A 1,310-nucleotide genomic window follows, 5' to 3' on the forward strand; every position below is an offset into this window, starting at 1 on the left:
TATTGGGAACTTCATTTCAGGCGTTTTTCGCAATTTTTATGTATGCTAAGAACACTATCAAATGCTGTTTATCCTTGCTGTTAAGCCATTTTGTATCAGAAAAAAAGTTTTTCAAAACTGCGTACACTTGGAAAAGGCTAATCTCACTCGATTCTTTTAACTTTTATTATTTTATTCGAGAGGTGGGGGATCCACTTAGTAATTTCACACCCCCTTTACTTTTTAAAATGTTGTGCAACTTTATACGTGACTACTCCTAACCTATCCTCTATCGAAATTTTTTATTTTATTTTTGACAGGGGGCTTGATACATAGACCTTTATTATCGATCATAAATAATATATCTAACATTCTTTAACTATGGTAAATATATAGTATAATCGGAAATTGTTTTATGAGCTGTAACTCTTGTTAGTTACTGTATTTACAGCACCTTTCTATAAATCATTAAAACAGTGAATTTTTTCAATACTAAAAACCCACAGTTTGCACGCTGTGAGCTTTTTATTATGCTTTTAATAATTTATATTAGGAGCACTTAGAGGCGCGTGAGAGTACAAAAAAACAGCTACCCATAGCAGGATAACTGTTCCCCGATGTAAGGCTGTGTGTTTAGACCACACTTAGAATCTCTTCAACCAAAAACATCGTTTAATAATATATATTGGTATTTTAATTATATCACAAAAGTAATAGTTCAGTTCATTGATACATACAATAAAAAATATGACTTAACCTACAAAAACAAAAAGCCCATTTGGCTATGGACTTTTCACTATCTAAATTATAACATACACGCATTTCTGCGATTTTTATTTTGTAATACTATTATATCAAATGCTAGTCTTTATTTCTTGTAATACTCCTTAGCCAACTTCTTAACCTGTCGGACTGGATCAGCACACAAGCGATAAACTTTGTTATAAGTCAGCCCTGTTTGTTCTGCGACGTCTTTAATCTCTAACTCCTCCACAAATCTTAATCTTAAAAGCTCCAGTACCTGGTCCCTCAGTGGATTGAATATCTCGTCCAGCTTGTCAATAGTCTGCCTGTTCTTCTTGATATTAGTATCATCTCCGCCGAAACGCTCGATAAACTTCTCTGCTCGACTGGTTGATTCTTGTATGAAGCCCAGTAAGTAGAAGCGTATTAAAAATTTGTAGTTACTCATGGTGTAATTCCTCCTGTGTTATAATAGGATTGGCAGAAATACAAAACAGTTTATAGTCTTTTAATCTATTAGTCCACGTCTTGCCAATGTGGCTTTTTTTATTTTCTCAATTAAATCCAACAGTAAAATATTATTTGAC

General features: G+C 33.1%; 1 protein-coding gene. It reads right to left on the bottom strand.

The features are described from left to right. Nucleotides 1-847: 847 nt before the first annotated feature. Nucleotides 848-1,171 (bottom strand): sigma-70 RNA polymerase sigma factor region 4 domain-containing protein, encoded by a 324-nt coding sequence (locus LACDD01_RS07630; protein WP_061414065.1) that lies wholly within the window; start codon nucleotides 1,169-1,171, stop codon nucleotides 848-850. Nucleotides 1,172-1,310 lie beyond the last annotated feature (139 nt).

The organism is Lactococcus sp. DD01 (genome assembly GCF_001578715.1).
Lineage (GTDB): Bacteria > Bacillota > Bacilli > Lactobacillales > Streptococcaceae > Lactococcus > Lactococcus petauri.